Source organism: Cryobacterium sp. SO2 (assembly GCF_026151165.2).
Taxonomy (GTDB): Bacteria; Actinomycetota; Actinomycetes; order Actinomycetales; family Microbacteriaceae; genus Cryobacterium.
The window spans coordinates 129,115-141,949 of the sequence record NZ_CP117849.1 but is presented as its reverse complement, the minus strand read 5'-3'; the positions used below and the strand labels follow the sequence as shown (position 1 = coordinate 141,949).

Sequence of the window (12,835 nt, the reverse complement as noted above, 5' to 3'; positions counted from 1 at the left end):
GTGGCTGCACGGCTATCGATGCTTGGATAGCGGGGTGACCTACGACGTCGAATCGATCCGCGCCCACTTTCCCGCCCTGTCCGCCGGCACCGTGCACTTCGACAGCCCCGGTGGCACCCAGACCCCGCGCGGTGTGGGCCAGGCCATTGCCGACACCCTCACCGGCCCGCTATCGATCCGCGGCCGGCGCAGCGTGTCCGAGCGGAACGCCGACGACGCCGTCACCGGCTTCCGCACCGCGATGGCGGACCTGCTCGGCGCCGACCCGCTCGGCATCGTCTACGGCCGCAGCGCCACCCAGCTGGTCTACGACTTCTCCCGGCACCTCTCCCTCGACTGGGCGCCCGGCGATGAGATCGTGGTCTCCCGCCTTGACCACGACGCCAACATCCGCCCGTGGGTGCAGGCGGCGGCACAGGCGGGCGCCACGGTGGTCTGGGTCGACTTCGACCCCGCCACCGGGGAACTGCCCGCAGCGGCTGTGGCCGCGGTGCTCACCGAGCGCACCCGCCTCGTTGCGGTGACCGCCGCCTCCAACCTGATCGGCACCCGGCCGCCGATCGCCGAGATCGCCGAAGTGGTGCACCGGGCAGGGGCGCTGCTCTTCGTCGACGGTGTGCATTACGTGCCGCACGCCTTCGTGGATCTCGGCGCGCTCGGCGCCGACTTCTTCGTCTGCTCGCCCTACAAGTTCTTCGGCCCGCACTGTGGCGTTCTCGCGGCCGACCCCGCGCTGTTGGCGGGCATCCGCCCCGACAAGCTGCTGCCGTCAACGGATGTGGTGCCGGAACGTTTCGAACTCGGCACCCTGCCCTACGAGACCCTGGCCGGGGTGACCGCGGCCGTCGACTTCATCGCCGGGCTGAGCGAACTGGCCACCGGGGTTGCCCCGCGCCCCAGCGTCGGCCGACGGGAGAGCCTCCGCACCTCCCTACGGCTGGCCGAGGCGCACGAAGATTCCCTCCGCGAACGGTTGGAGTCCGGGCTCGCGGCCCTGCCCGGCGTGACCGTGTATTCCCGGGCTGATCAGCGCACCCCGACGATTCTGGTGGGGTTCGCGGGGCGCGCGGCCGCCGACGCCACCGAGTTCCTCTTCGAGCGCGGGATCCTCGCACCCTCCGGCTCGTTCTACGCGCTGGAGGCCTCCCGGCACCTGGGTCTGGGCGACACCGGGGCGCTGCGCATCGGCCTGGCCCCGTACAGCACCGCCGGCGAGATCGACGCCGTGCTTGCCGCCGTGACGGAGTTCGCGCTCGACTGAACGCCCGTAGTCCGGATTCTGCCGGTCTGGCGGAAAAAACCCGGGCGGACCGGCCCGTTCCCCCAATAAGCTGTGCATCAAGCAACAAAGGGGACACGGATGCCAATCGGCGCTGTCATCGAATTCACGAACATCACCAAGAGGTTCGGCCAGGTCACGGCGGTCAACGACCTCTCCTTCACTGTCGAGCCCGGCCGGGTCACCGGTTTTCTGGGACCGAACGGCGCAGGCAAGACCACCACCCTGCGGATGCTGTTGGGCCTGGTCGCCCCCAGCTCGGGCACCGCCACCTTCGGCGGACTGCGCTACCGGGACCTGCCCCAGCCGCTGAACACCGTCGGGGCGGCCCTCGAGGCCGCCAGCTTCCACCCCGGCCGCACCGCCGCCAACCACCTGGGCGTGTACACCCTCGCCGCCGGCCTCCCCCGCACCCGGGTCACCGAGGTGCTGCACACCGTCGGCCTGGCCGACCACGCCAACCAGCGTGTCGGCGGGTACTCCCTGGGCATGCGCCAACGCCTGGGCCTGGCCTACTCACTGCTCGGCGACCCCGGCGTGCTCGTGCTCGACGAACCGATCAACGGCCTCGACCCCGAGGGCATCAAGTGGATCCGCGGATTCCTCAGCAGCATGGCCGCCGAGGGGCGCACAGTATTGGTGAGCTCGCACCTGCTCAGCGAGGTGCAGCAGAGCGTCGACGACGTCATCATCATCGCCAAGGGCGAACTTGTGCACTCCGGCCCGCTGTCCAGCCTGGACACCAACATCGCCCCGCAGGTCATCGTGGACTCGCCCGACCGGGACTCCCTCGTGACGGCGCTCACCGCCGCAGGGCTGGCCTTCACCTCCGGCCGCACCGGGCTGATCGTGGCGGTGCCCGACCCCGGCCAGGTGGGGCACATCGCCTTCACCGCCGGCGTCGAACTCAATGTGCTGCACCGGCAGAAGGCGGGCCTGGAAGACTCCTTCCTCGCCCTCGTCGAAGGAGGCGACTCGCTGTGAACCTGATCCTGCGCCCCGTCGCCGCCGAATTCAGCAAGATCCTCACCACCCGCATGTGGTGGATCCTCGCCCTGGTGCTGTTCGGTTACATCGCCCTACTGGCCGGCGGGCTCTCCGCCCTGTTCGGCGGTGTCGAAAGCGGCGCGATCAGCCCCGACTCGATGAACACCGGCGGCGGCACCGGCGGCCTCGCCGGGCTCGGCAGCCTGCCTCCCCTCATCTACAGCTTCGCGGCCTCCGTCGGGTATGTCTTCCCGGTGCTGCTGGGCGCCCTGGCCACCACGGGCGAGTTCCGGCACCAGACCCTCACTCCCACCTTCCTCGCCACCCCCAAGCGCGGCCGAGTCCTCGGCGCCAAGACCATCGCGCTGTTCGTGGTGGGCGCCGGTCTCGGCCTGGTCGGGCTCGCGGCATCCGTGGGGGTCGGCGCACTCGTGCTCGGCGGCTTCGGCGTCGACCCGCTGCTCGCCGACGCCGAGACCTGGGCGCTGATCGGGCGCACCGTGCTGGCAATGGCGCTGTGGGCCGTGATCGGCGTGGGTCTGGGCGCCCTGGTGCCCAGCCAGGTGGCGTCGATCGTGATCGTGCTCGCCTTCACCCAGTTCGTCGAGCCGCTGTTGCGCTTCGCCGCCGCGTTCACCGAGGTGACGGCGGATATCGGCAAGTACCTGCCCGGCGCCGCCTCCGACGCGCTCGTCGGCGCGAGCTTCTTCACCCTGGCCAGCCCCGGCGGCGCAGTGCTGACCAGCTGGCAGGGCGGCCTGGTGCTGCTGGCCTACGGCCTCGCGGCCACCGTCGGCGGGTACTTCATCAGCTGGAAGCGCGACGTCACCTAGGCGCTGTGCGGGCAGAAAGGCCCGGTGTGCGACCGGATCCGGCAACTGCCGCGGGTCTAGGGTGAATGCATGTCTGCTACCGAATTCCGCGCGATCGTCGTCACCCGCACCGAGGACGAGTCGGGCGCACGCATCCAATCCGCGGCCCTGACCACGGTCGGGAACGATGCCCTGATGGACGGCGACGTCACCGTGGCGGTGGAGTTCTCCAGCATCAACTACAAGGACGGCCTGGCCCTGATGGGCAAGCCCGGCGTAGTACGGGTGTGGCCGCTGATCGCGGGCATCGACCTGGTCGGCACGGTCGAGTCGAGCAGCGACCCGCGCTGGGCGGCCGGCGACCGCGTCATCCTCAACGGTGCGGGCATCGGCGAGAGCCACCACGGCGGCCTCGCCGAACGGGCCCGCGTCTCCGGCGCCTCCCTCGTGCGCCTGCCGGATGCCGTGAGCGCCAGCCGCGCCGCGGCCATCGGCACCGCCGGCTTCACGGCCATGCTCGCCGTACTCGCCCTTGAGCGTGGCGGGGTCACCCCGGATTCCGGCGACATCCTCGTGACCGGCGCGGCCGGCGGGGTGGGATCCATCGCGATCGCACTGCTCGCGGCTCGCGGCTACCGGGTGGTCGCCTCCACCGGGCGCGGCGCCGAGCTCGGCGACTACCTGCGCGGACTCGGCACCGCCGAGCTGCTCGACCGGCACACCATCGACGAGGCCGGCAAGCCCCTGCAGGCGCAGCGCTGGGCGGGCGCCATCGACTCCGTGGGCAGCTTCACGCTCGCCAACATCCTGGCCCAGACCCACCAGGGCGGCGTCGTGGCCTCCTGCGGGCTGGCCCAGGGCGCCGACCTGCCGACCACGGTGATGCCGTTCATCCTGCGGGCCGTCACCCTGGCCGGCATCAACTCGGTCCAGGCGCCGCTGGCACTCCGCGAGGAGGCCTGGGGCCGCCTCGCCACCGACCTGGACCTCGAGCTCCTCGACGGCCTCACCGCGATCATCTCCCTCGAGGACTCGTTCGCGGCGGCCGGGCGGATCCTGGCGGGCCAGGTGCACGGTCGCACGGTCGTGGACGTGCGCCGCTGACCCCTGGCGCGCCGGCGGTACACGGCTAGGCTTCAGGAATGGCCCTCTTCGCTTCAGTCTTCATCGCTCTCGCCGCCGTTCTGCACGTCTACATCTTCCTGATGGAGAGCGCCTGGTGGACGCGACCGAAGACCTGGCTGCGCTTCGGCCTGGCGAACCAGGCCGAAGCCGAGACCACCAAGGTGCTGGCCTACAACCAGGGCTTCTACAACCTCTTCCTGGCCGTCGGCGCCGTCATCGGGCTGTTCCTGTACTTCGGCGGCCCCGAAGAGGCCGGTGCCGCGCTGATCTTGTTCAGCACGGCCTCGATGTTCGTGGCGGCCATCGTGCTCACCACCTCGGGGCCCGGCCGGGTGAGGTCGGCGCTGACGCAGGGTACGCTGCCCCTGATCGGATTCATCCTCTTCCTGTTCGCCTAGGCACTCAGGCCCGGGCGGCCCCGTCGAAAGGACCGTTGTGACCCACGTCATCCTCTTCCACCACGCCCAGGGACTCACCGACGGGGTGGCGGAGTTCGCCCAACGGCTGCGGGATGCCGGCCATGAGGTCGTCGTTCCCGATCTGTACGAGGGCCGCACCTTCGACACCATCGACGCCGGGGTCGCCAACGCCGAGTCCATCGGTTTCGACACCATCATCGAACGCGGGCGCGCGGCGGCGGAGGCCCTCCCGGCGAACACCGTCTACGCCGGCTTCTCCCTCGGCACGCTTCCGGCGCAGAAGCTCGCCCAGAGCCGGGCCGGCGCGCTCGGCGCGCTGCTGTACCACGGCGGCGTGCCCGCGGCGATGTTCGGGTCGGCGTGGCCGGCGCCCGCAGCCCTGCAGATGCACGTCAGCGAGGGCGACGACTGGGTCGAGCTCGACGAGGTCGAGGAGCTGGCCGGAGACGCCGGCCAGGCCGAGCTCTTCATCTACCCGGGCTCGGGGCACCTTGTGGCCGATCCCAGCCTCGGCGAGTACGACGAGGACATCGCCGAGCTCATCCTCGAGCGCTCCATCCAGTTCCTCGACCGCCTCGCCTGACCCCGCGAGAGCGGCCATGCGGTCACTTCAGCTCGCTGAGGCAGCCGCACGACCGCTTTCGCGAGCTACCGGGCGCGCGGACCGAGCAGCAATAGCAAGGGCGCTTGCTGATCTGGCATAATGAGGGGATGACCAGCGACGCACCATCCGTTTTGCAGACAGTGGGAGCCCGGCTGCGTGAGTTGCGCCTGCACAGCGGACGCACCCAGGCGCAGCTCTCCGCGACCACCGGGATCTCGGAGAGCACCCTGTCCAGGCTCGAGTCCGGCCAGCGCAAACCCACCCTGGAGCTGCTGCTCGCCCTGTCGGCCGCCCACGACGTGACCATCGACGACCTCGTGCGCACCCCGGCCGAGGATGACCCGCGCCTGGACCAGCGCCCGTTCACCCGGCACGGCCGCACTTTCGTGCCGCTCAGCCGCACCGCCGGCGGCCTGCAGGCGTTCAAGGTGATCATCCCCGGCCGCACCGGCGACGAGCCGTTGGAGCAGCGCACCCACGAGGGTTTCGACTGGTTCTACGTGCTCAGCGGGCGACTGCGCCTGGCTCTCGGCGAGCACGACATGATCCTGGGAGTGGGCGAGGTCGCCGAATTCGACACCAGGGTGCCGCACGCCTTCGGCAGCGCCGGGCCGGAGCCGACGGAGATCCTCAGCCTGTTCGGCCAGACCGGCGAACGCATCCACGTGCGGGCCAGCACCATTCGCTGACCCAGCCGGATGACGGGAGCGACCTACGCGGTCGCCTCCTGAGCCTCGGGGGCCTCTGGGGTCTCCGGGGTCTCGGGCTGATCCGCCGTGGGCGCGGCCACCTTGGCCTTGGCTGTACGCACCCGCTTGGCCGGCTTCGCGGGCGTGGCGGGCGTGGCGGGCGTTGTCGCGTCACCGGCGTCGGCCGAGTCCACCGGCTTGGCCGCCTTCGCGGCCCTGGTGCGCTTCACCGGGGCAACCGGCTCGGCCGGTTCGGTGAACTCGATCGGCTCGACAGGCGCGAGCGGTGCGGCCGGCTTCGCGGTGCGGGCACGCCTGACCGGCTTGGCCGGCTTGGCGGGCTTGGCGCTCTCGGGCTCGACAGGCTCGTTCAGCTCCGGCACGTCGGTCGCGTCGGTGGCTTCGAGCTTGAGTGAGGCGATCAGGTCGGGCGCGTGGTTGGTGGAGAGGATCACCCTGGCGAACTCGTCGCCGATCAGGTCGATCACCACGGCCTGGCGCTTGCGCTTGATCGCGAGGAAGTCCTTGCCGCCGTGGAACTTCCACACACCGACCGCCAGCACGAGGGGCACGAGGGCGCCGGGGGCACGGATGCCACGCACCCAGATCCACGGGTCGTCGGTGATCGTCACCGAACGGATGGTGTCACGCGCGATCACCAGATCCTCGCGGCGGAACGCCAGCGTCTTCTCCGCGGGCGTCAGGTGAATCTCCAGCCGGTCGGGGTGTACGCGCAAGGAAGCCATTCCCCCAGTCTGCCCGGTCCGGCTGGAAATCCCCCTGTCGGTAACTCACAAAGCCATAACGCCGCCGCGGTGGAATCAGCCGGCAACTGTTGCCCGTGCGGACAATTGCACCCGGCGCACCGGGCGCAATTGTCCGCTGCGGGAACAGTTGGCGGCAGGCCGACCGTCGCGCGGGCTACCGCCGGATCGGTCAGACCGTGGGGCGGGCCTCGGCGGCGGCCTTCGCGGCGGCCGGCAGGGCCTCGAGGATGCGGCCGATCGAGTCGCCGTCGTGGGCGGCGGAGACGAACCAGGCCTCGAACACCGAGGGCGGCAGCGAGATACCGCTCTCCAGCATCGAGTGGAAGAACGGCGCGTAGCGGTAGCCCTCCTGGCGCTGCACCTCGGCGTAGGTGCGCGGCGGGGTGATCGCCGCCTCCTGGCCGAAGACGAAGCTGAACAGGTTGCCGGCGTGCTGCACGCTGTGGGCGACACCCTCGGCGTACAGGGCGTTGGAGACGGCGTCGGAGAGCAGCTCGGCGGTCTCGTCGAGGCGCGCGTAGACGGCGGCGTCGGCCGCGGTGAGGGTGGCGATGCCGGCGGCCACGGCGACCGGGTTGCCGGAGAGCGTTCCGGCCTGGTAGACCGGCCCGGCCGGGGCGAGGAAGTCCATCACGTCGGCCCGGCCGCCGAGCGCGGCCACCGGCAGGCCACCGCCGATGACCTTTCCGTAGGTGAACAGGTCGGGCGTGTAGCTCTCGCCGTCGTCGGCCTGCAGCGCCCAGTAACCGCCGGGGTTGACCCGGAAGCCGGTGAGGACCTCGTCAACGATGAGCAGCGCGCCGTATTCGTGCGCGAGGTCGCACAGTGCCGCGTTGAAGCCGGCATCCGGGGCGACGACGCCCATGTTGGCCGCGGCGGCCTCGGTGATCACGGCAGCGATCTGGCCGGGGTACGCCTCGAACGCTGCACGCACGGCGTCCAGGTCGTTGTACGGCAGCACCAGGGTCTGCGCGGCGGTGGCGGCGGTGACGCCGGCCGAGCCGGGCAGGGCGAGGGTGGCCAGGCCGCTTCCGGCCTCGGCGAGCAGGCCGTCGGAGTGACCGTGGTAGTGACCGGCGAACTTGATCAGCAGGTCACGTTGGGTGAATCCGCGGGCCAGGCGGATGGCCGTCATGGTGGCCTCCGTGCCGGTGGAGACCAGGCGGATCTTCTCGATCGCGGCGACGCGGCCCTTGATCAGCTCGGCCAGCACGGTCTCGCCGGGGGTCGAGGCGCCGAAGGAGAGCCCGAGCGCTGCGGCCTCCTGCACGGCGGCGACCACGGCGGGGTGGGCGTGGCCGAGGATCGCAGGGCCCCAGGAGCTGACCAGGTCGACGTAGTCGCGGCCGTCGGAGTCGAAGACGTAAGCACCGGCAGCCTTCACCAGGAACAGCGGGGTGCCACCGACCGACTTGAAGGCGCGCACGGGCGAGTTGACGCCGCCGGGGATGGAGAGCTGGGCGCGGGCGAAGAGCTCGTCGTTGTGTGTGCTGGCGGTCATCGGGCATCCGTTTCGGTGAGCCAGGCGGCGAGTTCGACCGCCCAGTAGGTGAGAATGGCGTCGGCACCGGCGCGGCGGATGCTGAGCACCGACTCCTCGATGGCGCGGCGGCGGTCGATCCAGCCCTGCGCGGCGGCAGCCTCGATCATGGCGTACTCGCCGGAGACCTGGTACGCCCAGACCGGGACCGAGCTCATGGCGGCGACCTCGGCGAGCACGTCGAGGTAGCTGCCGGCGGGCTTGACCATCACGACGTCGGCGCCCTCGTCGATGTCGATGCGGGCCTCGCGCACGCCCTCGCGGCGGTTGGCGGGGTCGAGCTGGTAGGTGCGGCGGTCGCCGACGAGGGTGGACTGCACGGCCTCGCGGAACGGGCCGTAGTAGGCGGAGGCGTACTTGGCCGAGTAGGCGAGCACGGCGGTGTCGGCGTAGCCGGCGGCGTCGAGGGTGGCGCGCACGGAGGCGACCTGGCCGTCCATCATGCCGGAGAGGCCCAGCAGCGCCGAGCCTGCCTCGGCCTGCGCGATGGCCATCTCGTTATAACGCAGCAGGGTGGCGTCGTTGTCGACGTGGCCGTCGGCGGCGAGCACGCCGCAGTGGCCGTGGTCGGTGAATTCGTCCAGGCACAGGTCGGTCTGCACCACCAGGGCGTCGCCCACCTCGGCGACGACGGCGCGGGTGGCGGCGTTCAGGATGCCGTCGGGGTCGGTGGCCCCGGTGCCGGTGGCGTCGCGCACAGCGGGCACGCCGAAGAGCATCACGCCGCCGATGCCGGCTGCGGCGGCCTCGGCCACGGCGCGGCGGGCTCCGTCGATGCTGTGCTGCACCACACCGGGCATCGAGGAGATCGCGGTGGATTCGTTGCCCTCACGCACGAAGAGCGGCAGGACGAGTTCGGCGGGGTGGAGACGGGTTTCGCTGGCCAGGCGGCGGAGTGCGGGGGTGCTGCGCAGTCGTCGCGGGCGGATGACGGGGTTTATCACCCGACCAGCCTAGGCCTCCCGCCTGAGTGCGGGGGCGGCGGCCGGTCGGGTCGAGGGTGGAGCGGAGGGTTACAGGTCGCGCGGGGCGAGGCGCACGAGGGCCTCGATCAGGGACTCGGCGCTGCGTTCGTCGGCGATGACGTCGACGCGGAGGCCGATGGCCGCCGCATCCTTCGCCGTGCGCGGGCCGATGCAGGCGATCAGCGTGGTCGTGGGAATCGGACCGAGCTGCTCCTGCACCTGCTGGGCCACGCTGCCGCTGGTGACCAGCACGGCGTGCACCCGGCCGGCCTTGACGTCGGCGACGACGCGGTCGGAGACGGGCACGCCCACGGTGCGGTACGCGACGACGGATTCGACGTCGTGGCCGATGCGGCGCAGACCCTCGGTGAGCAACGGCTTGGCGATCTCGGAGCGCAGGGTGAGCACCCGCAACGGGATGACGCCGTGGGTGGCGGCCTCCCAATCGGCGAGCAGGCCCTTGGCCGAGTTGTCCTCGGAGGGCACGATGTCGACGTGGTAGCCGGCCGCGACGAGGGCCGCGGCGGTGGTCTCGCCGACAGCCGCGATGCGGGTGCCGGGCGCCACGACGGCCCGGTGCGAGGACAGCACGTCCACGGTTGTGGCGCTTGTCACGGTCATCCAGTCGAAGTCCCCGGCGGCCAGCTTGGCCAGCGCGGTTTCGAGGGCGGCGGCGTCGTCGGTGGGCGCGAAGTTGATCATCGGCGCGACGATCGGCAGGGCGCCGCGGGAGCGCAGGTTGGCGGCGACCTGGTCGCCCCAGGGGCCGCCGCGGGGCACGAGGACGCGCCAACCGGCGAGCGGTTTGTCGGGGTTGTGCCGGAGGGCGCTCACTGGGTCACCGACAGCGGGGCGAACTCGGCGGCGCCTCCGGCGAGGAGTTCCCTGGCGGCGCGGTCGGCGACGTCGAGGGCGGCATCCTGCAGGTCGACGACCGAGTGCGATTCGGGTGTCGCCGCGTGCGACGCGGTGATGCGGCGGGTGCCGTCGGGGCTGTAGACCGTGGCGGTGAGGAACAGCAGGCCGTCGTCGATCACGGCGGTCGCCCCGATCGGCGCGGCGCAGCCGGCCTCGAGCCGGGCCAGCACGTGGCGCTCGGCCGTGACAGTGGCCTGGGTGGTGGCGTGGTTGAGCACGGCGAGGGCCTTGGCGAGCAGTCGCTCCGGCTTGCCGGTGCGCACCTCGATGGCCAGCGCGCCCTGACCGGGCGCCGTGGGCCAGTCGGAGAGTTCGAGGTAGTCGGTGGCCATGTTCTCGAGCAGGCCGAGGCGGCCGAGGCCCGCGGCGGCGAGCACCACGGCGTGCAGGGTCTCGTCGGCGACCAGCTTGAGCCGGGTGTCGACATTGCCGCGGATGTCGACGACCTCGAGGTCCGGGCGCAGCTCGCGCAGCTGGGCGGCGCGGCGCGGCGACCCGGTGCCCACCTTGGCGCCCTCGGGCAGGGTGGCGAGGGTGAGGCCGGCGCGGGCGCAGAGCACATCCCTGGCGTCGGCACGCTTGGGGGTCGCGCCGATGACGAGGCCGGCGTACGGGTCGGTGGGCAGGTCCTTGAAGGAGTGCACGACAACGTCGCACTCGTCGTTCAGCAGGGCTTCGCGCAGCGCGCTGGCGAAGACTCCGGTGCCGCCCAGGCTGGCGAGGGACTCGCGGGACACGTCACCGTGCGTGGTGATCGGGATGATCTCCACCTCGCCGCCGGTTGCCGCCTGGATGCGGTTGGCGATGGCCGTGGTCTGCGCCATGGCGAGGGCGCTGCCCCTGGTGCCGACTCTGATGGCGCTCACGGCGCGATACCCGCGACCGCCGGCTTGAAGCCGAGGCGCACGTTCTCGCAGCAGCCCGGCCGGCAGATGTCGTACCAGGGCCCCAGGTCGGTCAGTGCGGGCCGGTCCTCGGCGGGCACGTCGTTCAAGCGCTCCTCGACCAGGTCGATGAGCCCGCTCACGAAGACCGGGTCGGCCCCGGGCGTGGGCACGCGCACCGAGTACAGGCCGTGTTCCTTGGCCGATTCGGTGGCCTCGTTGTCGAGGTCCCACATGACCTCCATGTGGTCGCTCACAAAACCGAGCGGCACGATCACCACGGCACGGATGCCGCGGGCGGGCAGCAGGGCGATGGCGTCGTTGATGTCGGGCTCGAGCCACGGCATGCTGGGCGGCCCGCTGCGGGACTGGTAGACCAGCTGCCACGGGCTGTCGAGGCCCTGCATGACCACATCCGCCACGGCCAGGTGCTGGGCGGCGTATGCGCCGTCCGGCCCGAAGCCACGGGCGGCCGGGCCGCTCTTGGCGGCATCCGTGGACGGGATCGAGTGGGTGGAGAACAGCACCTCGACCTCGGTGGCGAGGTTGATGCCGGGGTTCGCGGCCTCGATCTCGGCCAGACCCGCGCGCACACCGTCGATGAACGGGGTGACGAAGCCGGGGTGGTCGAAGAACTGGCGGATCTTATCGATCTGCACGACGCCGGTCAGGCCGGTCGAGTCCAACGCCTGGGCGAAGTCCTCGCGGTACTGGCGGCAGCCGGAGTACGAGCTGTACGCGCTGGTCGCGATGGCGAGCAGACGGTCCTGGCCGTTGGCGTGGGCCTCGGCGATGGTGTCCGGCAAGTACGGCGCCCAGTTGCGGTTGCCCCAGATCACCGGGATCTCGATGCCTCGGCGGTCAAGTTCGGCCTGCAGGGCTGCTTTCAGCACGCGGTTCTGCTGGTTGATCGGGCTGATGCCGCCGAAGTGCCGGTAGTGCACCGCCACCTCTTCGAGGCGTTCCTCGGGGATGCCGCGCCCACGGGTCACATTGCGCAGGAACGGGATCACGTCGTCCTGGCCTTCTGGCCCGCCGAAACCGGCGAGCAGGATGGCGTCGTAGTTCGTCATTACTGCAGGACCTCCACGAGCTCGGCGGTGGTGATCCGGCGGCCGGTGTAGAAGGGCACCTCTTCGCGCACGTGCATGCGGGCGTCGGTGGCGCGCAGCTCGCGCATCAGGTCGACGAGCTCGGTGAGCTCATCGGACTCGATCGGCAGCAACCACTCGTAGTCGCCCAGGGCGAACGAGGAGACGGTGTTGGCGATGGCCCCGCGGAACGCGGCGCCCTTGCGACCGTGGTCGGCGAGCATCTTGCTGCGCTCGGCCTCCGGCAGCAGGTACCACTCGTAGCTGCGCACGAACGGGTAGACGGTGAGCCAGGCCTTGGGATCGATGCCGCGCAGGAAGCCGGGCACGTGGCTCTTGTTGAACTCAGCGTCGCGGTGCACCCCCATGGCGTTCCAGGTAGGCAGCAAGCTCTTGAGCAGACGGCTGCGACGCAGCTCGCGGTTGGCCCACTGCAGGGTCTGGGCCTCGTCGGCGTGGGTCCAGATCATCACGTCGGCGTCGGCGCGGAGGCCGGAGACGTCGTAGAACCCGCGGATGGTGACACCTTCGGCCTCGACCAGCGCCACGATGTCGTCGAGCTCGTCCACGAACCGCGGCACGTCGTGGCCGTCGAGGTCGTCCGGGTTGGACGGGTCCTTGCGCAGCACAGTGAAGAGGGTGAATCCGGAGGGGGAAGCCTCGGTGGGTTCAGCCTCTGAGGAGGTGTGTGAATCGGGGGTGGGCATGGTCATGTCTACTGCCTCTCCGGCAGCCGGGTGAGTCATGAGTACTAG

At 71.0% G+C, this 12,835-nt stretch carries 14 protein-coding genes; 7 read left to right on the top strand and 7 right to left on the bottom strand.

Going from position 1 to position 12,835, the window contains the following annotated elements; genetic code table 11:
- Positions 1–34: 34 nt before the first annotated feature.
- The 7 genes from BJQ94_RS00660 to BJQ94_RS00630 all read left to right on the top strand — a co-directional run bounded on the left by BJQ94_RS00660 (position 35) and on the right by BJQ94_RS00630 (position 5,915).
- Complete coding sequence (locus tag BJQ94_RS00660; protein WP_265399511.1) at positions 35–1,261, top strand: cysteine desulfurase-like protein; 1,227 nt, start codon at positions 35–37, stop codon at positions 1,259–1,261.
- Positions 1,262–1,360: 99 nt separating this feature from the next.
- Positions 1,361–2,263, top strand: coding sequence for an ATP-binding cassette domain-containing protein (locus BJQ94_RS00655; RefSeq protein ID WP_265399510.1), 903 nt, complete (start codon positions 1,361–1,363; stop codon positions 2,261–2,263).
- Positions 2,260–3,099 carry an ABC transporter permease gene (locus BJQ94_RS00650; protein WP_265399509.1) on the top strand — a complete coding sequence of 280 codons (840 nt, stop codon included), beginning with the start codon at positions 2,260–2,262 and terminating at the stop codon, positions 3,097–3,099. Before BJQ94_RS00655 ends, BJQ94_RS00650 begins: the two co-directional genes overlap by 4 nt.
- Before the next feature lie 69 nt (positions 3,100–3,168).
- Positions 3,169–4,182 carry an MDR family oxidoreductase gene (locus BJQ94_RS00645; RefSeq protein ID WP_265399508.1) on the top strand — a complete coding sequence of 338 codons (1,014 nt, stop codon included), beginning with the start codon at positions 3,169–3,171 and terminating at the stop codon, positions 4,180–4,182.
- Positions 4,183–4,220: 38 nt separating this feature from the next.
- Positions 4,221–4,601 carry a DUF1304 domain-containing protein gene (locus tag BJQ94_RS00640; RefSeq protein WP_265399507.1) on the top strand — a complete coding sequence of 127 codons (381 nt, stop codon included), beginning with the start codon at positions 4,221–4,223 and terminating at the stop codon, positions 4,599–4,601.
- A gap of 37 nt (positions 4,602–4,638) precedes the next feature.
- A complete protein-coding gene (locus BJQ94_RS00635; protein ID WP_265399506.1) occupies positions 4,639–5,205 on the top strand; it encodes a dienelactone hydrolase family protein in 567 nt (188 codons plus the stop codon).
- Positions 5,206–5,333: 128 nt separating this feature from the next.
- Positions 5,334–5,915 carry an XRE family transcriptional regulator gene (locus tag BJQ94_RS00630; protein WP_265399505.1) on the top strand — a complete coding sequence of 194 codons (582 nt, stop codon included), beginning with the start codon at positions 5,334–5,336 and terminating at the stop codon, positions 5,913–5,915.
- A 23-nt stretch (positions 5,916–5,938) separates the two neighbouring features.
- Here BJQ94_RS00630 and BJQ94_RS00625 read toward each other — a convergent pair whose 3' ends face one another.
- The 7 genes from BJQ94_RS00625 to hemQ form a co-directional block, all read right to left on the bottom strand.
- Positions 5,939–6,661 carry a hypothetical protein gene (locus BJQ94_RS00625; protein ID WP_265399504.1) on the bottom strand — a complete coding sequence of 241 codons (723 nt, stop codon included), beginning with the start codon at positions 6,659–6,661 and terminating at the stop codon, positions 5,939–5,941.
- 190 nt (positions 6,662–6,851) lie between these two features.
- A complete protein-coding gene (hemL, locus tag BJQ94_RS00620) occupies positions 6,852–8,183 on the bottom strand; it encodes a glutamate-1-semialdehyde 2,1-aminomutase (protein WP_265399503.1) in 1,332 nt (443 codons plus the stop codon).
- Positions 8,180–9,166: a porphobilinogen synthase gene (gene hemB, locus BJQ94_RS00615; RefSeq protein WP_265399502.1), complete on the bottom strand. Its 987-nt coding sequence runs from the start codon at positions 9,164–9,166 to the stop codon at positions 8,180–8,182. Before hemB ends, hemL begins: the two co-directional genes overlap by 4 nt.
- 69 nt (positions 9,167–9,235) lie before the next feature.
- Positions 9,236–10,021, bottom strand: coding sequence for a uroporphyrinogen-III synthase (locus BJQ94_RS00610; protein WP_265399501.1), 786 nt, complete (start codon positions 10,019–10,021; stop codon positions 9,236–9,238).
- Entirely contained in the window at positions 10,018–10,971 is a 954-nt protein-coding gene (gene hemC, locus BJQ94_RS00605) for a hydroxymethylbilane synthase (protein WP_265399500.1), read from the bottom strand. Before hemC ends, BJQ94_RS00610 begins: the two co-directional genes overlap by 4 nt.
- Positions 10,968–12,062 carry a ferrochelatase gene (locus BJQ94_RS00600; protein ID WP_265399499.1) on the bottom strand — a complete coding sequence of 365 codons (1,095 nt, stop codon included), beginning with the start codon at positions 12,060–12,062 and terminating at the stop codon, positions 10,968–10,970. Before BJQ94_RS00600 ends, hemC begins: the two co-directional genes overlap by 4 nt.
- Complete coding sequence (gene hemQ, locus BJQ94_RS00595; protein WP_265399526.1) at positions 12,062–12,787, bottom strand: hydrogen peroxide-dependent heme synthase; 726 nt, start codon at positions 12,785–12,787, stop codon at positions 12,062–12,064. Before hemQ ends, BJQ94_RS00600 begins: the two co-directional genes overlap by 1 nt.
- Positions 12,788–12,835 lie beyond the last annotated feature (48 nt).